This window comes from Kitasatospora sp. NPDC059646, assembly GCF_042734615.1.
GTDB lineage: Bacteria > Actinomycetota > Actinomycetes > Streptomycetales > Streptomycetaceae > Kitasatospora.
Genome location: NZ_JBHWDS010000061.1, coordinates 16797 through 34972, shown reverse-complemented (window position 1 = coordinate 34972; position 18176 = coordinate 16797). Strand labels below are relative to the sequence as shown.

At 75.2% G+C, this 18176-nt stretch carries 12 protein-coding genes; 4 read left to right on the top strand and 8 right to left on the bottom strand.

What is annotated here, in order from left to right:
• Positions 1 to 40 precede the first annotated feature (40 nt).
• Together ACFV1L_RS31340 and ACFV1L_RS31335 are read left to right on the top strand one after the other, a co-directional pair.
• On the top strand, positions 41 to 3580 hold the full coding sequence (locus ACFV1L_RS31340) for a right-handed parallel beta-helix repeat-containing protein (RefSeq protein ID WP_380372318.1): 3540 nt from the start codon (positions 41 to 43) through the stop codon (positions 3578 to 3580).
• Entirely contained in the window at positions 3577 to 8406 is a 4830-nt protein-coding gene (locus ACFV1L_RS31335) for a CHAT domain-containing protein (RefSeq protein ID WP_380372315.1), read from the top strand. Before ACFV1L_RS31340 ends, ACFV1L_RS31335 begins: the two co-directional genes overlap by 4 nt.
• A gap of 12 nt (positions 8407 to 8418) precedes the next feature.
• On the opposite strand, the gene ACFV1L_RS31330 is transcribed toward ACFV1L_RS31335, so the two are convergent.
• From ACFV1L_RS31330 to ACFV1L_RS31320, 3 genes are all read right to left on the bottom strand, one after another.
• Positions 8419 to 8580, bottom strand: a complete 162-nt coding sequence (locus tag ACFV1L_RS31330) for a hypothetical protein (protein WP_380372312.1) — start codon at positions 8578 to 8580, stop codon at positions 8419 to 8421.
• A gap of 10 nt (positions 8581 to 8590) precedes the next feature.
• Positions 8591 to 9298 (bottom strand): DUF6338 family protein, encoded by a 708-nt coding sequence (locus ACFV1L_RS31325; protein ID WP_380372310.1) that lies wholly within the window; start codon positions 9296 to 9298, stop codon positions 8591 to 8593.
• Between the two features lie 106 nt (positions 9299 to 9404).
• Positions 9405 to 10397: a helix-turn-helix transcriptional regulator gene (locus ACFV1L_RS31320; protein ID WP_380372307.1), complete on the bottom strand. Its 993-nt coding sequence runs from the start codon at positions 10395 to 10397 to the stop codon at positions 9405 to 9407.
• 63 nt (positions 10398 to 10460) lie between these two features.
• Here ACFV1L_RS31320 and ACFV1L_RS31315 point away from each other — a divergent pair, with 63 nt between their 5' ends.
• Positions 10461 to 10847 (top strand): VOC family protein, encoded by a 387-nt coding sequence (locus tag ACFV1L_RS31315; protein ID WP_380372305.1) that lies wholly within the window; start codon positions 10461 to 10463, stop codon positions 10845 to 10847.
• A 111-nt stretch (positions 10848 to 10958) separates the two neighbouring features.
• Here the strand turns inward: ACFV1L_RS31315 and ACFV1L_RS31310 are convergent, their stop codons facing one another.
• Together ACFV1L_RS31310 and ACFV1L_RS31305 are read right to left on the bottom strand one after the other, a co-directional pair.
• Positions 10959 to 11279 (bottom strand): hypothetical protein, encoded by a 321-nt coding sequence (locus ACFV1L_RS31310; protein WP_380372302.1) that lies wholly within the window; start codon positions 11277 to 11279, stop codon positions 10959 to 10961.
• Between the two features lie 104 nt (positions 11280 to 11383).
• Entirely contained in the window at positions 11384 to 12070 is a 687-nt protein-coding gene (locus ACFV1L_RS31305; protein WP_380372300.1) for an aspartate/glutamate racemase family protein, read from the bottom strand.
• 151 nt (positions 12071 to 12221) lie between these two features.
• Here ACFV1L_RS31305 and ACFV1L_RS31300 point away from each other — a divergent pair, with 151 nt between their 5' ends.
• Positions 12222 to 13010, top strand: coding sequence for a beta-glucanase (locus ACFV1L_RS31300; RefSeq protein ID WP_380372298.1), 789 nt, complete (start codon positions 12222 to 12224; stop codon positions 13008 to 13010).
• Between the two features lie 19 nt (positions 13011 to 13029).
• On the opposite strand, the gene ACFV1L_RS31295 is transcribed toward ACFV1L_RS31300, so the two are convergent.
• Genes ACFV1L_RS31295 through ACFV1L_RS31285 form a run of 3 tightly spaced genes read right to left on the bottom strand, consistent with a single transcriptional unit; the run spans position 13030 to position 18118 of the window.
• Positions 13030 to 13524, bottom strand: coding sequence for a hypothetical protein (locus tag ACFV1L_RS31295; RefSeq protein ID WP_380372296.1), 495 nt, complete (start codon positions 13522 to 13524; stop codon positions 13030 to 13032).
• A gap of 5 nt (positions 13525 to 13529) precedes the next feature.
• Positions 13530 to 17393: an RHS repeat-associated core domain-containing protein gene (locus ACFV1L_RS31290; protein WP_380372294.1), complete on the bottom strand. Its 3864-nt coding sequence runs from the start codon at positions 17391 to 17393 to the stop codon at positions 13530 to 13532.
• On the bottom strand, positions 17390 to 18118 hold the full coding sequence (locus tag ACFV1L_RS31285; RefSeq protein ID WP_380372291.1) for a WXG100 family type VII secretion target: 729 nt from the start codon (positions 18116 to 18118) through the stop codon (positions 17390 to 17392). The genes ACFV1L_RS31290 and ACFV1L_RS31285 overlap by 4 nt, the downstream gene beginning before the upstream one ends.
• Positions 18119 to 18176 lie beyond the last annotated feature (58 nt).

Below are 18176 nucleotides of genomic sequence, written 5' to 3'. Positions count from 1 at the left end.
TTGATGTCCGCAGGACGATCGGCGGCTCGCGGGGGGCGCGATGGCTCAGGCTGGTGACCGGCAGGGCGGGGGCGGGCAGCCGCGGCTGCGGCCGCCGGGGCGGTACCGCCGGTGGCGGGCGGCGGGCGCGGTGTTCGCGGCCGGCGCGCTGGCGGTGTGCGCGTCGGCGGAGTTCGTCGGGGTGTCGGCGCCCGTGGCGGCGGTGCTGAAGGCGCTGGCGATCGTGGTGTGGGCGGCGGTGCTGGTCAGGATGGCCGTGCGGGCGCTGTCGCCCGTCACGGTGGTGGTCCACCCGCGGTTCCTCGAACTGAGCGGCGGGATGCGGAGGGTGCGGCTGCCGTGGGAGGCGGTCGAGGGCCTGTGCCTGCTGCCGGTCCGCGGCTTCGCCGCGTCGTACGGATCGCCGCAGTGGCGCGGCTCGTTGCTGGTGCGCACCGCGGAGGGCAGCCCGGCGGCGCTGACCGGGCGCGGCCCGCTGCGCTGGTCGGCGCCGTGGCAGGGCATCGTGGTCGACCTGGCCCCGCTGGCGGTGCCGAAGGAGCGGCTCGACGAGCTGTTCACGCCGTTGGCGTCGGACAAGTGGTGCGGAACGACCCGGCTTCCGGACGGGCCCGGCGGGGCGTCGGTGTTCGCGGCCGGCGCGCTGCTGTCCTGGCCGGGCCGGGTGCTGCTGCGGATGCGCCGGTCGGTGGTGGTGCTGGGCACGGTCGCCTCGTTCGTGGCGCTGCGAGCGTCGGAGCCGCAGGCGTCGTTCGCGCCGGCGCTGCCGGTCGCGATCGCGATGTTCGTGCTGCTCTTCTCGGGGACCGGGTGGCTGCTGCTGCGGTGGTCGCACCACTGCGAGCTGCGGGTGGAGCCCCGGGGCGTGGTGGTGGCCGTCGCGGGGCGGGAGCGGACCGTGCCGTGGACCGAGATCACCTCGCTGGAGGCGGTGCAGCGTGCCGGGTCGCCCGGCGGGCCGCGCCACGGGACGACGTGGGTGGTGGCCCGGCTCGGCCCGGAGGCGAACCTCCCCGCGCCGCTGCCGCACTGGCGGTGCCGGGCGGACGGTCGGGCCGTGGAGCTGCTGCCGGTGCACTCGCCGGTGCACGGTCACCTGCACGGACTGACCGTCTTCCCCGCGCAGTTGACGGACGCGCTGACGCCGTACGGCTCGAACCTGCTGTCCGCCGGCACCCAGCGGGCCGAATCGGCCACCGGGGAGGCCGTCACCGTCAGGGTCGGGCACAGCCGCCGGTCGGCCCACCGGACCCTGGCGTCGGCGCTGCGCGCCGCGCCGCCGGACCGGCCGCTGCGGCTGCTGATCGAGCCGGGCCGGTACCGGGAGGCGGGGCCGCTGGTGCTGTCCGGCACCGTCGAACTGTTCCGGGCGGAGGGCGAGGGCCAGGTGGTGATCGAGGCCCCGGAGCAGTCCGCCGTGGAGTGCGAGGGCCATGTCACGTTCGACTCGGTGACGGTGGAGGGCCGCGGTGCGGCCGCGCTGGTCGTCACCGGCCGACTCGAACTGCGCGACTGCCGGATCGACGCGCCGGGCGAGTACGCGCTGCGCGCCGCCCAGGGCGCCGAGGTGGTGCTGCGGGACTGCGAGATCTTCGCGGGCCGGACCGAACTCGTGGGCGCGACCGGCAGGTTGACGCGTACCCGGTTCGTCGCGTCCCGGGACCACGCGCTGGTGGTGAAGGAGCGTTCGCAGGTCGAGCTGGTCGACTGCGCGGTGACGGACAGTCGGGGCCGCGGCGTCGACGTGACGCGTTCCACGGCGGAGATCCGCGGCTGCGAGTTCCGCGGCACGGGGGACACCGCCGTCGCCGTGGGCGACCACGCGGAGGTGCAGATCGTGGGGTGCCGGATCGACGAGGTCCACGCGGCCGGCCTCGCCTTCGACCAGCAGGCGCGCGGCACCGTCCAGGACACCACCGTCAACGGCGCCGGCACCGGCCTGTACGTGGCGCGCGGCGCCGACCCGAGGGTCCGGGACTGCCAGTTCGCGCACTGCCGGACCAGCGGCGTGGTCGTCGAGGACCAGGGGCGCGGGCGGCTGGAGAAGTGCCGGGTGGAGAACGCCGGCCAGAGCGGCATCAGCGTCGCCTCCAGCGGCATCCCCGCGGTCCACGACTGCGTGGTGGCGTTCGGCGTCACCGGTGTGACCGTGCACAAGGCGCGCGGCGACTTCACCCGGCTGCGGGTGCACGACCAGTCCGGAACCGCCGTCGTGGTCCAGGAGGGCTCGGTGGTGGAGCTGACCGAGCTGCGCCTGGAGCGCTGCAAGGACGGCGTGTTCGGGCACGGCACCGGAGTGACGGTCCGGCTGGTCGGCGCGGTCGTCACGAACGTTGCCGCCTCGGGACTGGCGCTGCAGGACGCCGCCCGCGCCACCGTCGAGCACCTCACGGTCGAGGGGGCCGGCCTGTTCGGCCTCAACTGCCGTGACAACAGCCGTCTGACGGCCCGGGACTGCACGGTGACCGAGCCGGGCGAGGCCGGCCTGCTGGTGCTCAGCAACAGCACGGTGGACATCGCCGGCCTGGAGGTGTCCGGCGGCCGGCAGCACGGCATCTGGGCGCGCGACAGCGGTCAGTTGGTCCTCACCCGGGTCCGGGTGCACGGCGCCGGCGGCGACGGCATCCGCCTGGAGGACGGCGTGTACGGCAAGCTGACGGACTGTGAGGTGACGGGCTGCACCGGCGAGGCGGTGGTCCCGAACGATCGGATGGTGCTGGAGGACATCCGCACCGGCGCCACCGCGGACGACCTCCTGCGACCCGAGGCCGGGCCGATCGCCGAACTGGAGAGCATGATCGGGCTCGCCGAGGCGAAGCGGCAGGTCGAGGTGCAGATCGACCTGCTCCGGCTGGCCCGCTGGCGCACGGACGCCGACCTCCCGCCGCCGCCGCGGGCGCACCACCTGGTGTTCTCCGGCCCGCCCGGCACCGGGAAGACCACCGTGGCCCGGCTGTACGGGCAGATCCTGGCCGCGCTGGGCGCCCTGAAGAAGGGCCACCTGGTGGAGGTGGCGCGCGGCGACCTGGTCGGCGAGTACCTCGGGCACACCGCCCAGAAGACCCGCCAGGCGTTCGACCGGGCCTCCGGCGGCGTGCTGTTCATCGACGAGGCGTACAGCCTGGCCCGGCGGTTCGGCTCGAACAGCGACTTCGGACAGGAGGCGATCGACGTCCTCACCAAGCTGATGGAGGACCACCGGGACGACGTGGTGGTGATCGCGGCGGGCTACACCGAGGAGATGCGGGCCTTCCTCGACTCCAACCCCGGCCTGCGCTCCCGGTTCTCCCGCATCCTGGAGTTCGACCCGTACGACCCGGCCGAGCTCACCGAGATCGTGGCCCTGGAGGCCGGACGGCACGCGTACCGCCTCGCCCCGGGCGTCGCGGAGCGGCTCACCGAGCGGTTCGGCCGGCGGGAGCTGCGCGGCGACCCGGCCAACGCCCGTGACGCGCGGACGCTGCTGGAGGAGATGGTCGAACGCCAGGCGTCCCGGCTGGCGGGCGGGGACACGCCGAGCCGGGAGGACCTGACGGTGCTGCTGGTGGAGGACATTCCCGAGGAGGACAGCTGGCTGTGAACCGCGACGAGGCGCTCGACCTGCTCGCCGCCCGCCTCGCCGCGGTGGAGGCCGACGAGGCGGCCGCGGCCTGGTTCGCCACCGCCGAGGCGTTCGCCGCGACGGCCGTCCTCCGGGCCGGTGGCGTGCCGCCCGCCGCGGACCCTCCGTTCGAGGTCGCCCTGGTGCTGGGCTGGAGCGACCTGTACGGATACGCGGCCGGCGACGGAGACCCGTCGCTGCTCGGCGAAGCGCTGCTCTGCCTGCTCGTGGTCCGGCTGCACGAACCGGAGCGGGTCCCGCCCGACTTCGCCCCCGCCCTCGCCGCGGCCGCCGGTGAGCCGGTGGGCGCGGACGGGCCGGGCGTCGAACAGGCGAACGGCGTCGCGGCTGCCGTGCTGGCCGCGCACCTGCGCTGGCAGCACCCCGGCGCGCCCGCCCTCGCCGCCGCGCTGCTGCGCCGGGCCGCCGACGACTGCCCGGCGGACGACCCGATGCGCGGCACCGTGCTGTCCGACCTCGGCCTGGCGCTGGTCCACGACTGGTTCGACCGCGGCGCGCTCCCGTCGCTCGCCGAGGCCGTGCGGGCCGGCCGCGCCGCCGTGGCCGCCGCCCCGGACGCACCGGGCGAACAGGCCCGCCGGCACGGCAACCTGGCCACGGCGCTGCGCATCCGCTCCACCGCCGACCCCGGCGCAGGGCTCGTCGCCGAGGCCGTCGCCGAGGCCCGCACCGCGATCGACCTGTGCCCGCCCGACGACCCCCGACTGGCGACCTACCGGGCCGAACTCGGCACCTGCCTGGCCCTTACCGGCGTGCTCGACGACCGTGCCGCACTGCCGGAGGCGGCCGCCGTGCTCCGCGAAACGGTCCGCACCGACGGCCCCGGCGCCCCCGGACTCACCGACCGGCTCTCCTACCTGGGCATGGTGCTGATCGGCCGGGCCGCCGTCGAGTCCGACCCCGGCCTCCGGGCCGAAGGGATCGCGTACTGCCGGCAGGCCGTCGCCGCGGCCGACAGCGCGGCCGCGCGACTCCAGTACCTGCACAACCTGGGCCTCGCCCTGATCGAGTTCGGCACCGGCGACGACGCCGAAGCCCTCGCCGCGGCCCTGGAGGCGGCCGAACTCGCCCCCGCCGGCAGCCCGGCACTCGCCGCCGCGGCCCTGACGCTGGCCCGCATCGCCCTGACCAGGCGTCACCTGGCCGGCGGGCGACCGGAGGACCTGGCGGCAGCCGTGGCCCGCGGCACCGAGGCGCTCGACGCCACCCCGCCGGAACTCACGGCGCTCCGCCTGGAGCGGGGCTCGACACTCGCCGACCTGCTGCTGGCGCAGGCGCAGTCCGCAGGGGCCGACGACCCGTCGGCCGAACCGATCGCGCTGCTGCACCGCCTCGTCGGGGAACTGCCGGGGCCGTCGGGCCACCGCGCGACGGCGCTGCGCCACCTCGCCGACCACCTGCTCGAGTCCGCCGCGCAGCACGGCCGGAACGACCGGGCGGCCGAGGCCGCGGACCACTACCGGGAGTGCCTCGCGCTGCCCTCCCCCGGCGTGCACTTCGAGGCCGACGTGCGCTTCTCGCTGGCCACGGCCCTGCTGCTGCCGGCCGCCCCGGACGACGAAGCCGCCTGGCAGCAGGGGCTCGCGGCGATGGAACGGGCGATCGCCCTGCTGCCCGAGGGCGACCCGCTGCGGCTCGACCTGCACTACCGGCTCGGCTGCTGCCGGGTCGGGCACGCCGTCGACACCCGGGACCCGGCCGGCTACCGGGAGGGGCTGGCCGTGCTGGGCGCCGTGGTGGCCGCCGACGAAGCCTGCGGCGCGTCCGAGCGGGCCGACCACCGCGCCCAACTCGGCTTCGCTCTCATGGAGTTCGCCACGCGGGGCGGCGGCGAGGAGCACGCCGACCGGGCCGTCGACCTCCTCGAGCAGGCCCTGGCGATGACCCCCGCCGGGGACGGGCGACGGCTGAGCACCGTCCGCCGGCTCGCCGACGCCCTCGGCTCGTTCGCCTCGCTGCGGTCCGACACCACCGCACTCGACCGGGCCTTCGAGCTGCTGACCCGGGCCCTCGCCGAACCGGGCGGGAGCCCCGAGGGCCGGATCGACTGCCTGGTCGTGCTCGGCACCAACCTGCGCCTGCGCTACCACTTCACCGGTGACCCGGCCCACCTGGAGCGGTCCGTCGCCCGGTTCCGCGAAGCGATCGCCCTGGCCGCGCCGGCCCCGCACTCCCGGGCGCTGGTCAAACTCTCCTCCGCCCTGAGCGACCTGTACGACTTCCGGCGCGACAAGGCACTGCGCGCCGAGGCCGTGGACAGCGGCCGGGCCGCGCTGGCCCTGCTGCCGGAGCACGACCCGGACACCGCCGCCGTCCGGACCACGCTCGGCCACCTCGAATGGTCGCTGGCCCTGGAGGCCGGCTCCGAGGACCTGATGGACGCCGCGCTCGACACCCTCGGGGCCGCCCTCGACGCCGCGCCGGACGGCCATGCCGACCGGCCCACGGCGCTCACCAACCTCGGCACCGCCTACCTGCACCGGGCGATCCGGACGGGCGACCGCAGTTGGGAGCTCCAGGCCGTGACCGCGTTCCGGGCCGCACTGGAGAGCTGCGGCCCGACGGCGGCCCACCGCCCGCTGCTGCTCAGCAACCTCGGCATGGCCCTGTTCCTGCTGGCCGGGACCACCGGCGAGGGCGCGCTGGAGGAGGAGGCGACCGGCCTGCTGAGCGAGGCGGCCGCGCTGCCCGGCGGCATGGCGCCGGCCCGGGAACGGGCCGCGCTCAACCTGGCGGTGCTGCAGTTCCAGCAGGCCCGCGCGGCCGAGGACGTCCCGGCCTCGGTCGAGGCCTGCCGGCGGTTCGAGGACCTGGTGCTGGAGTACGGCTCCCCGCACCCGCTGCGGACGACCGCGTTGATCCGCCTCGCCATCGCCGGCCTGGCCACCGCCGACCTGCTGCCCGAGCGCGCCGCCCGGACGGCGCTGCGCCGGGCCGTCGCGGCCGCCCGGGAGGCGCTGGCCGACGACCCGCAGAACGCGGACCAGGTGCATCCGTCGGCCCGCCGGGTGCTGGCGGTGGCCCAGTTGCGCCGGGCCCGGCTCGGCGAGCAGGTCGACCTGGCGGAGGCGCTCCGGCTGGTCAGGCACAACGCCGAGGACCCGGCTCTTCCGCCGCACACCCGCCTGGAAGCGGCCCGGCTGTGGGGCGGCATCGCCGCGCAGGCCGGCTGGGACTCGGAGGCGCTGAACGGCTTCGCGCACGCGGTCGGCCTGCTGCCCCGGGTGGCGCCCCGTCACCTGCTCCGACTCGACCAGGAGGAGCGGCTCTTCTCCGGCCGCGACGTGGCGACGTCGGCGGCGGCGTTCGCGATCCGGGCCGGCGACCCGGAGCGGGCCCTCGCACTGCTGGAGCAGGGGCGGGGCGTGCTGCTGGCGCAGGGCCTGGAGAACCACGGCGACCTGTCCCGGTTGCGCGCCCTCGACCCGGCGCGTGCCGCGGAGTTCGAGCGGATCCGGGACCGGCTGAGCCGCGAACACCCGCTCGCACGGCAGTTCGTGGGCACGGAGATGCCCGACGCGTTCTTCGTCCACGGGTGGGGCGACCCGTCCGGAGCGGCGGCGGCGCTGCACGAGACCGAGGAGCGCCGTTCCCTGTCCCGCCGCTGGGACCGGCTGCTGGAGGAGATCCGCGCGCTGCCCGACCTGGAGGACTTCCTGCGCCCGCCGTCCACCCGGCGGCTGCTGTCGGCGGCGGAGCGCGGCCCGGTGGTGGTGGTCAACGTCAGCGACTACGGCTCGCACGCCCTGATCCTGGCCGCCCCGCCCGGCGGCGAGCCGCGCATCGACGTGCTGCCGCTGCCCGGCCTCACTCCGTACGGACTCGCCGTCGCCGTCACGGCGTTCGGCGAGCACGGGATCGACCTGGCGTACGGCGACCAGGGGGTGGCGCAGGCCCGGGAGATGATGCGCGCGCTCGGCGGGGTCCTGGAGTGGCTGTGGGACAGCGTGACCGGGCCGGTGCTGGAGCGGCTGCGGCTGCGCACCACGCCGCTCGACGGGGAGGACTGGCCGCGGCTGTGGTGGTGTCCGACCGGCCGGCTGGCGTTCCTGCCGCTGCACGCGGCGGGCAAGGGGCAGGACGTTCCCGGGACGTGGGTGATGGACCGGGTGGTGTCCTCGTACACGCCGACCGTGCGGTCCCTGCTGCGGGCGCGCCGCCGCGCCTCGGCCGCCCCCGCGGCGCGCCGGCGCCCGGCGCCGCTGGTGGTCTCGCTCGCCCGGACGCCGGGCGGCCCGCCGCTGCCCGGGGCCGGGCCGGAGGCCGAGCTGGTGGCGGAGCTGTTCCCCGGCGGTCTGCGGCTGGACGGCGAGCAGGCCCGGGTGGCGGAGGTCCGCCGGGAGCTGGACCGGCACTCCTGGGTGCACTTCAGCTGTCACGGCGTCAGCGACCCGGCCAGCCCGTCGAACAGCGGGCTGATCCTGCACGACGGCCGGCTCAGCGCCTTCGACCTCTCGGCGCGCCGCCCGGTGGACGCCGAACTCGCCTTCCTGTCGGCCTGTTCGACCTCGCAGGGCGGCGTCCACCTGCCGGACGAGGCGGTGCACCTGGCGCCGTCGTTCCAGCTCGCCGGGTTCACCCACGTCATCGGCACGCTGTGGACCGTGTCCGACCGGATCGCCCGCCGGCTCACCGAGGGCTTCTACGCCGCGCTCCGCGAGGACGCCGACGGGGGCCGCCCGTTCGATCCGGCGCTGGCCCTGCACCGCCCCGTCCGGGAGCTGCGCGAGGAGCTGCTGCCCGCACCGCACCTGTGGGCGGCGCACGTCCACATCGGTCCGTGAGCCGGCGGCCCGTCAGGACGTGCGGGCCGCACCGCCGTCCTCGGGCGGGGCGGTCGGCTCGGGCTCGGTCTGCGACGTGCCCGAGGCGCCCTCGGGCCCCTGGTCGGGCTCGGCGGTCGTGCCGGAGATCCGGAAGATCCGCCGGTCGCGGTTCTCCTCGACCAGTCTCTCCACCGACTGGCCGTCACGCCTGCGCCTGCGCGGTTCCTTCTTCCCGTCCGATGCTGCCATCGCCCTGCTCCCTCCGTGCGTCCGGTACCGGTGCCCGCGCCGCCTCCGGTGGTGCGAGCAGTTCCAGCACCTCGATCTCGCTGCCCTTGACGTACACCCCGGCGGTGCCCGGGACGCGGCCGAGGAACGTGCCGTCGGCGCTCAGCCGCCACTGCGACTCCAGGAAGACGTCCTGCGGCTGCGGGAACGCCGACACCGCGGACCGCGCGCCGAGCCAACCGCCCACCCAGCGGCCGCCCTTGAGCCGGATCCGCACGAAGCAGGGGTCGCGGTCGGCGAACAGGAAGTCCCAGGCCGTCGGCGTCGGTTCGTAGTGCGCCCGCTCGCGGCGCCGGTGCACCGCCGAGGCGGCCCAGGCGGCGGCCGACGGCACCAGCACGACCAGCAGCAGCACCGTGAGTCCGGCCTGCCGGGGGTGCCGCAGCACCCCGGCGAGGGGGCCGCCGTCGCCGGCCAGCAGCCGGGCCAGCCAGGGGCCGGCGGCGACCGCGTACAGGGCGTCGAGCAGGCCGCTGATGGCGACGGACCGCAGGAACCGGTTCTGCGGCTCCTGTTCGGAGGCGCGCGGCCCGCGCAGCCGGTCGGCGACGGCCTGGTAGAAGATCCCGGGCAGCACCAGGGCCACCAGGACGGCCAGTTGCTGGACCGTGCTCGGAAGCACCGCGCCATCCCTCCCCGGGCCCCGGCCCGGCCGCGTCCCTCGCGGCCCCGGAGCGCAGCCCCACCCTAATCGAGCCGTCCGCCCGGCCGGGACCGTTCCGCCGAGATCACGCCGGAGTTGACGGCCCGTCGGGTTCGACCGGCCCGTCGCCCCCGTTGTCGGCGAGCAGCTGCCGGGTGCGGCGCACCAGCGCCTGCCGCACCTCGTCCGGCGCCAGGACGGTCAGCGGGGTCGCCAGGCCGAGCAGGTAGCCGGCCAGGCCGTCCGCGTCCGGGCCGCCGACCTCGGCGACGGTGGCGTCCGGGCCGTCCGGGCGGACGGTGCCGACGGCCGGCGGGACCAGCCGCAGCGCCCGGTCCAGCGGCAGCGGGAGCCGGAACGTCACGTGCAGCGGGTAGTCGGCGCGGGCCAGTGAGTGGGAGACCAGCAGCGCCGGGTCGGGCGGGTCGGCCAGGTCGACGGGCCGGCCGGTCGGCCGGATCCGGGCGACCCGGTCCGCCCGGAAGGTCCGCCACTGGCCGCGGGCGACGTCCCGGGCGACGAAGTACCAGCGGCGTCCGGTGCCGACCAGCCGGTACGGGTCGACGTCCCGGACGGTGGCCCGGCCCGCCCGGTCCCGGTAGGACAGGCGGCAGCGCTCGCCCCGGCGGCAGGCGGCGGCCAGGTCGAGCAGCAGGCCGGGGGCGAGCTGCGGCTCCGCCGCCCTGGGGGTGTGGGCCAGCGCGGCGTCCAGCTCGCCCATCCGCCGCGCGATCCGCGGCGGCAGCACCTGACGCAGTTTCAGCAGCGCCGACAGCGCGGCCTGGTCGTCGCCGAGGACACCGCTGAGCGCGGTCTCGCGCAGGCCGACGGCCACCGCGAGGGCCTCCTCGTCGTCCAGCACCAGCGGCGGGACGCGCGATCCGGCGCGCAGCCGGTACCCGCCCCAGGGGCCGGGGTCCGACTCGACGCCGTAGCCGAGTTCGCGGAGCTTGGCGACGTCCCGCCGCACGGTGCGCTCGGTGACGGCCAGCCGCTCGGCCAGTTCGCCGCACGTCCAGGACGGCCGGGTGGACAGCAGGGAGACCAGGCGCAGCAGGCGGGCGGAGGTGCTGATCACGTCCGGAAGTCTGCCGCACGACCAGGACAGTGGTTGTCCTGGTCGGGTCGTAGCGTCGGCCGCATGACTTCCGGAACCGCTTCCGTGCCCGCCCTCCGCTACTCGGCCGTCACCTTCGACTGCCCCGACCCGGCCGAGCTGGGCCGCTTCTACGGCGACGCCCTCGGCCTGCCCGTCCTGTACTCCTCGGAGGACTTCGTCCTGATCGGCCACCAGGGGGCGCCCGCGCTGGGGTTCAACCGGGTGGCCGACCACCGGCCGCCGAGCTGGCCGGACCGGTCCGGGGCGAAGCAGGCCCATCTGGACTTCGCCGTCGACGACCTGGACGCCGCCCAGGCGCGGCTGGTCGAACTGGGCGCCGTCCTGCCGGAGTTCCAGCCCGACCCCGACCGCTGGCGGGTCCTGGTCGACCCGGCCGGGCACCCGTTCTGCGTCTCGACCCTGGCCTGAACCCGCCGCCCCGGCGGCGGCGCGGCGATCGACCGGGCGTCAACGACCTTGCCGCGCCCGGGCGGTGCGCGGCGGCGCTGCCCCGCGGCCGCGGGGCTGCCTCGGCGGAGGTCACCCTCCGCCGAGGCTCTCCAGCCCCGCCCGGGCCCGCTCCCGGTCCTCGTCCCGGAGCGTCTCCCAGAACGGGTGCGCCGACACGACGTGCGAGGCCTGCTGCTCGGCCTCCAGCAGCCGCCGGTTCTCGGTCTTCTGCTCCTCGCTCCACCCCTCCCCGCCCGGTACCGCGCCGTCCTTCAGCACCATCTCCGGCTGGGGTTCGGTCCACTCGGGGACGGCCGCGAGGAACGCCGCCCGCGCGGCCCGGACGGCGTCCAGGGCGCGCTGCGCCGCGACGAGGTCGTCGGGGAACTCGAAGGTCTCCTGTGTGCTCACGGATCCGGATGGTAGGCCCTGCCGCCGCCCACCCGGCCGCGGCCCGCCGCCGGGCCCCTCCTTTCCGGCGAACGCACCGCCGGGGCGCCCCGCCGCCGCGGGGTTCAGAGCGCGGCCGCGACCGCCGCCGCCGCGTGGATCCGCGTGGTGGGGAAGACCGGCACCGGGCTGTCCGCCGCGCCGATCAGCAGTTCGATCTCCGTGCAGCCCAGGATCACGCCCTGCGCGCCGGCCGCCACCAGGTCCGCGATGACCTCCCGGTAGGCGGCGCGGGACTCCTCGCGGACCACGCCCAGGCACAGTTCCCGGTAGATCACCCGGTGCACCAGCTCCCGCCCGTCCGCGTCGGGGACCAGCACCTCCAGGCCGTGGCCCGCCAGCCGCTCGCGGTAGAAGTCCTGCTCCATCGTGAAAGCGGTGCCGAGCAGTCCGACCCGCCGGACGCCGGCCGCGAGCACGGCCTCCGCCGTCGCGTCGGCCAGGTGCAGCAGCGGGATCCCGACCGCGCCGGCGACCTGGTCGGCGACCTTGTGCATGGTGTTGGTGCAGATCAGCAGCAGGTCCGCGCCGGCCGCTTCGACCGACCGGGCGGCGTCCGCGAGCAGGTCGCCCGCTGCCTCCCAGCGGCCGGTCGCCTGGATCTGCTCGACCTCGGCGAAGTCCACGGAGTGCAGCACGCACTTGGCGGAGTGCAGGCCGCCGAGCCGTTCCCGGGTGAGCTCGTTGAGCAGCCGGTAGTACTCCGCCGTGGATTCCCAACTCATGCCGCCGAGCAGGCCGATCGTCTTCATCGCGCCACTGTGCCACAGCCGGCCCGCGCGCCCGTGCACGCCCCTTCGCCGGAGGGCGCACCTCCGTGCGCCGGTGCGGCGGGCGGTCGCGGACGGTTTTTGCCGGGAATGCCCCCTGATGAACCAATCGCACGACCCGGGAGAGTGTCCGGTGACCGAAGTGATCCCCCCGAACGACAGCCCCCACGGCGGCTCCACCGCCTCGGGCACCCCCGCCCCGGGCGCGGCCCCCGCCCCCTCCGGCCAGGTCGTCGTCTTCGACGCGCCGTTCTCCGACACCTCCCAGTGGGCGGCCGGCGTCTCGTCGGCGTACCCGCCCAGCGGCCGCAACTCCGGTGACAACAAGCTGGACCACCTGGTGCGCGGCTACGGCCCGGAGGGCGACGTGTTCGCCGCGGTCCGCGAGGACCCGTTCAGCTGGCGGACGCCGCTGGTGACCACCGAGAACACCCGCGGCGGCTTCGAACTCCGGCCGGAGGACGTGCTGGAGGCGCAGTGCCTGCTGACGGCCACTCAGGGGACGTGGCCGGCGATCTGGACGTGGGGGCGGGACACCTCCGCGGGCCGGCCCCAGCCCGGCCACGGCGAGGTGGACGTGTTCGAGTACCACGCCGACCATCCGCGGATGCTGGAGCTCAGCAACCACGTCAACCCGGGCAACCCGGCCTACCTGGACGGGCTGGTCACCCCGGGCACCTGGTTCACCATCGCCTGCCGCTTCGGCGCCGACTCGGTGCGCTGGTCGGTCGACGGCCGCGAGGTGCACGCGGACGGCCGCGGCGTCGGCGCCGCGTGGCGGGCCTGGATCATCGTCAACCTGTCGGTGACGGCCGGGCAGTGGGGCCACCTGCGGCCCCGCCCGGAGGTGCGCCGGATCTCCTGGCAGTGCCGGGGCCTGCGCGTCCTGCGCGCCGACCCGACCGCCCCCGCCGTCGTCTGACGCGCCGCCGGGCGGCGGCCTACCGCAGGTAGTCGTAGTACCCGGCGCCCGCCACCAGCACCGCCTGGAAGTACAGCGGTTCGCCGTCGCCGTCCAACGGCACCTCGTGCCCGGCGGTGCGGGTGAAGCCGAGCGGCAGGTCGGGCACGTACGCGTACTGGGTCTTGTCGATGACGGTGTGCCCGTCGGCGCGCAGCCGGTCGAGGACCTGCCGGGCGGGGGTGGCGAAGACGTCGAGTCCGCCGTGGCGGACGGTGATCGCGTCCTGGCCGGGGCGGGGCGTCCACACTTCGGCGGCGGTCAGCGTCCGGCCGTCCTCCAGGTGGAGGACGATCTCGAACTGCGGGTGCAGGGCGGTGACCTTCATGTAGGCGAACTCGCCCGCCAGGCCGTCGTCCTGCACCGTGACCCGGCCCAGGGCGGCGGCCGCCGCCCTCACCTCCTCGGCGGGCATGCCGAGGGGGAAGCCGGTGATGCCCCGGGGCGGGTCGAGGGTGAGCTCCATGGACGCCATGGGCGTCATTTTAGGAGGCAGGTGCGGATGCTCCAGCCGTTGCCGGACAGGAACTTCTGGAATTTCTTGTTGTCGGGCAGCGAGTCGACCATCTCCTTGATCGCGGCGTCGTACTTGGTGCCGTGCACCCGCCGGATCTCGTCGATGTCCATCTTCATCGCCTCGTCGAACTTGCCGGCCTGGATCAGGCTGGTCTGCTTGGCGCGCCAGCGGTCACTCGCGGCGGAGGAGCCGGTGGAGATGAAGGTGCGGTGGTCGTCGTACTCCATCCGGATCGACGGGCCGCTGGACTCCTTCAGGTCGGGGGTGCCCAGGCCCAGGTAGGTCGCCTTCGCGGGGATGTGGTTGATCTCGTAGGAGGTGTTGTCGCTGCCGTCGGTCCAGTTGGCCGGCTTCAGCTTGTTGTACCAGCCGCCCCGGCCGGAGGGCTGTTTGGCCAGGCCCAGCGGGTCGGTCCAGTACAGCGGGTTGGGGACGTAGCCGTGCGGGTTGACTCCGGCTTCCTGGCCGAGCGGGTCGGTGCTGAGGTAGCGCCCGGTGGCGGGGTCGTAGTAGCGGAAGTAGTTGTACTCGAGGCCGGACTCCTCGTCGTGGTACTGGCCGGGCCGGCCGAGCGGGCAGTCGGGGCCGCCGTCGGCGCGCCGCAGCCGGCGTCCCCACAGGGTGGTGTCGGCGCTCCAGGTGATCCGCCCGTCGGGGCTGACGAGTTCGCTGGGGGCGTCGACCAGGTCGGTGACGATGGCGTGGAAGCGCTGCTCGACCAGGGTGCCGTCGGCGGCGGCGAGGCGTTCGCTCTGCGCGACGGCCCGCCAACTGCCGGGCTCCCAGTCCCAGCTGACGGTGCGTTCCGCGCCGCCGGGCAGCCGGGTGCGCTGCTCGGCGAGCTGGGTGCCGTCCCAGCTGAACCAGGTCTGCTCGGTGTCGGTGCGGGGCTGCCCGTCGTCGGCGAGGCGGTGCTTGGAGGTCCGGCGGCCGAGCACGTCGTAGCCGTACGCCCAGCGGCCCTCGGGGGATTCCAGGCGCACCAGCCGGTCCTGGCCGTCCCACTGGTAGTGCCATTCGCGGCGCTGCCCGGACAGCGTGCGCACGGTGCGGCGGGTGAGCCGGCCGTGGTCGTCGTAGTCGTAGCCGGTGCGGCCGGCGGTGCGCAGCAGCGAGCCGGTGTAGGCGCGTTCGCCAGCGGTGGCGTCCTGCGGGCGGCGGCTGTCGTGGGCGTGGGTGATGTTGCCGAGGGTGTCGTAGGTGTAGCGCTCGCGCCAGTTCTCGGCGCGGACCTCGGTGACCCGGCCGGCGGGGGTGAGGGTCAGGGTGCGGGTGCCGCGCAGCGAGTCGGTGATGGTCTCGGGCATGCCGTCGGCCCGGTAGCGGTAGGTGCGTTCGCGCAGGCCGGTGTAGCCGCCGGTGTCGCTGCGGGCCCAGATGGACTGGCCGACGAGGCGGTCGGCGCCGTCCCAGCTCTGGGTGAGGGCCGCGCCGGCGCCGATGTGGCTGGTGGTCTCGCGGCCGGCCGGGTCGTGACTGAACGTCAGGGCCTGGAGGGTGCCGGCGAGTCGGGCGGGCTGGTTGCCGGCGTCCCAGGTCCAGGTGGAGACCAGGCCGGTGGGCGTGGTGCGGCTGGTGCGGCGGCCGAGCAGGTCGTAGGTGTAGCGGGTGATGCGGCCGTCGACGTCCTCGGTCAGGACGCGTCCGGCGGCGTCGTGGGTCCAGCGGACGGTGGAGCGGCCGTCGGTCATCGCGGTGAGGTGGCCGTCCCGGTCGTAGCTCAGGGCGGTGGTGGTGCCGTCGTGGTCGCGGCGTTCGGTGAGGCGGCCGAGCGGGTCGTAGGCGAAGGCGGTGGTGCGGCCGGCCCGGTCGGTGGTGGCGAGCAGCTGGTCGGCGCCGTCCTTGCGGTAGGCGAGGGTGCGGCCGTTGAAGTCGCGCTCGCCGACCAGGTGGCCCGCCCGGTCGTAGCGGTACTGCCAGACGGCGTCCCCGGTGGCGACCGAGGTGAGCCGCAGCTCGGTGTCGTAGCCGAAGACCTGCACTTCGCCGTCGGCCAGCACTTGGCGGCGGATCCGCCCGAACGGGCCGGTCTCGAAGCGCAGGACGGCGCCGGACGCGTCGCGCTGCTCGGTGGCGTTGCCCTCGGCGTCGAAGGTCCAGGTCTCCACGGTGCCGTCGGGGCGGCGGCGTTCGGTGATCTGGCCCTCGACGCGGCGGGTGTAGCGGGTGGTGCCGCCGAGCGGGTCGGTCGTGGCGATCACCCGGCCGAACGCGTCGTACTCGACGGTCGCGGTCTGCCCGAGCGCGTCGGTGACCTTGGTGATCAGCCCGGCGGGGTCGGTCTCGATCAGGTGGGTCTGCCCGAGCGGGTCGGTGACGGAGCGCAGCCGTCCCTGCCCGTCGTGGGTGCGGACGGTGACGGCCCCGGCGGCGTCGGTGCGGCGCAGCAGGTTGCCCGCCGGGGCGTACCCGAACTCGGCGATCACCCGGCCGTTGCTCACGATCGCGGCGATCTGCCGCAGCTCGGTGTGGCGCAGCGTCAGTTCGCTGCCGTCGGGGGCGGTCAGCCGGGTCGGGTCGCCGTTCCGGTCGAGCTGGAAGCGGGTGGTGCGGCCGAGTTCGTCGGTGCGGGCGAGGACGCGTCCGTGCGGGTCGTACTCGGTGCTGGTGGTGTGGCCGAGCGGGTCGACGACGCGGGTGACGCGGTGCTGTTCGTCGTAGTGGTGGGCGGTGGTGTGGCCGAGGCTGTCGGTGCTGAGCGTGACCCGGGCCGCCGGATCGTACTGGAAGGTGGCGGCGAGCAGGCCGTCCGTGCCGGTGCCGGAGACGACCCGGCCCTCCTCGTCGTAGGCGTACTCGTAGGAGTGGCCGTTGCGGTCGATCCAGGCGGTCATCCGCCCGGCCTCGTCGTACTCGTACACGTAGGGCAGGCCGGAGGAGTTGACGACGCCGGCCAGGCTGCCGTCCGGGTAGTACTGGTAGCCGGTGACGGTGGTGCCGCGGCCCTGCCGGGCGCCGTCGAGCAGCCGGATCTCCTCGATCCGGGGGCCGTCGGCGGAGGGGGCGGTGTCGACGGCGACGCGGTAGCCGCAGCTGTGGGTGACTTCCCGGGGTGCGCCCTGCTCGTCGTACGAGAAGCTGATGCGGTGTCCGTTGCGGTCGGTGATCGCGGCGAGCGGGCGGGTCTCGCCGATCCGGTACGCGGTGCCCGGGTTGCCGGCGGGCGGGGGGAAGTGCCGGGTGAGTCCGGTGTCCGGGTCCTCGATCCGGAAGGCGCCGTCGGCGTCCCAGTGCAGCGGCCAGGCCGCGCCGGCGTCGGGGCGGACGGTGGCGCCGAGGCTGGGCGGCAGCGGGTAGTGCAGGATCTGGGCGTCGTCGCCGGCGAAGTGCACGCCGCTCGCGTCGATCTCCACCCGCTGGTCGAGCGTCGAGGACCAGCCCTGCCCGAACAGCCGCCCGCCGACGTACCCCGACGCGTAGGAGCGGCGCAGCACCACCGGCAGCAGCCCCGCCAGCGTCAGGTCCACCTCGGCGGTGATCACCTGACCGGACACCACGTCCACCGGGTCGCCCGCCGTGCGGCACCCGATGTTGCCGTCCACGGCCTGTCCGCGCCGGCCGCCGCGCCCCAGCGGGCCGCCCTTGCCGCTGCGCCCGCCGCCGCCCGAACGGGGGTGCGGGAGACCGCCCTTGCCCTCGCCCTTGAGGATCTTCTCCAGATCCTTGACGTGCTTCTCCTCGATCTCGCGGACGTTCTTCGCGACCTTCCTCAGGTTGTCGCCCGCGTGCCGGTAGAGGTTCTTGAGCGCCTTCCCGGCGTCCTCCGCGAGGGTCTTCCCGAGCTTCTCCGCGCCGTGCTCCAGCGCCTTGACGATCTGGTTGCTCACTCGAAGCTCACCCCCGCGATCTTCGACCCGAACGCCTGCGCGTGCCCCGCCACCGCGTCCGCCTGCTCGTGCATCATCCGCGCGTGCTCGTCCAACGCGTCCGGGTCGATCCGGAACCCGGAGCCTCCCCCACCGCCGCCGCCGGACACCCCGAGCGCCGCCTCCGCGGCCTGGAACACCATCCCCTGCACGGCGTTGGCCACCGTGTCCACCAGCGGACCGATCGCCGCCTCCACCACCTGCGCGATGATGTACTGCTCGAGCTGCTGTTCCAGGTAGTTGATCAGGCGCTTCGCGGTCTCCTCGATCAGGACCACCGCCGCCTCCGCCGCACCCAGCGTGGCCACCGCCGCCGCCTGGTCCGCCACGAACGCCGCCGCCAGCGCGACCAGTTCACCGATCGTCTCGACCTTCATCGCCACGATCACGCCCGCCGCGACGTCCAACGCGTCCGCCACCACGTGGCAGGCCTGCACCAGCTCGTTGAAGTGGCTGTCCGACAGCGACGCCCACTTCGCCAGCAGCGCCTCGTACGACGCACCCTCGTACGCCTGCCCCAACTGCTGGACCGTCGACGTCGACTGCTGGTGCACCGACTCCACGTTCTGCGCGAACTCGCGGACGTGGGAGGCGAACTCGCGCACCTTGTCCTCGTTCACCGTCGGCCAGTTGATCCCGATGAACGACAGGAACTCCACTACTTCACTGGGCAGTTCAATGGCCACGGCTCGTCCTCCCGGCGCGGGAAACCTGCGTGCCGCAACCTAACGCGCCCCGCCGCCC

Coding starts and splice junctions, on each gene's coding strand:
- ACFV1L_RS31340 (WP_380372318.1), top strand. CDS start 41: ATGGCTCAGGCTGGTGACCGGCAGGGCGGGGGCGGGCAGCCGCGGCTG.
- ACFV1L_RS31315 (WP_380372305.1), top strand. CDS start 10,461: ATGACTTCCGGAACCGCTTCCGTGCCCGCCCTCCGCTACTCGGCCGTC.
- ACFV1L_RS31305 (WP_380372300.1), bottom strand. CDS start 12,070: ATGAAGACGATCGGCCTGCTCGGCGGCATGAGTTGGGAATCCACGGCG.
- ACFV1L_RS31295 (WP_380372296.1), bottom strand. CDS start 13,524: ATGGCGTCCATGGAGCTCACCCTCGACCCGCCCCGGGGCATCACCGGC.